Annotated in this window: 1 protein-coding gene; it reads left to right on the plus strand. The window is 43.5% G+C overall.

Annotated elements, in window-relative coordinates; genetic code table 11:
* The coding region (locus tag EPL05_RS21705) for an ATP-binding protein (RefSeq protein WP_166727783.1) at positions 1 to 384 on the plus strand (384 nt) is incomplete at its 5' end.
* Between the last annotated feature and the right edge of the window lie 117 nt (positions 385 to 501).

Genomic DNA, 501 nt, shown 5'->3' on the forward strand with positions numbered 1-501 from the left:
ACACTCGGTTACAGGGTCTTATATGCCAGTACACCTAAGTTATTCTCCAAGCTTAAAATGGCCAAGGCTGATGGTTCCTATCTCAAAGAAGTAGCAAAAATAGAACGGCAAGAACTATTGATATTGGATGACTTCGGTATCCAGCCTTTTGATGCGCAAAGCAGGGCTGCCCTGATGGAGATCATTGAAGACAGGCATGGAAAGACCTCGCTGATCATTACATCTCAGCTACCTGTAAGTAAATGGTATGATGTAATAGGTGAAAAGACAATTGCTGATGCTATCCTGGACCGGATCGTACACAGTGCACACCGTATCGAGCTGAAAGGAGAATCCATGAGAAAGAAACGAAGAACTGATGATAAAGAGGTCAGTTATCAATAACCACTTTTAATAACTAACTTTGAAAACGCTTTTACAGCTCTCGCTGCTATCGTTCGCCAGCTAATCGCCTGGTCACTTTGCCACGGAATCAGGTGGTCAACATCCCCGGAATATCAA

The sequence above is a fragment of the Mucilaginibacter gilvus genome (assembly GCF_004054195.1).
Classification (GTDB): Bacteria; Bacteroidota; Bacteroidia; order Sphingobacteriales; family Sphingobacteriaceae; genus Mucilaginibacter; species Mucilaginibacter gilvus.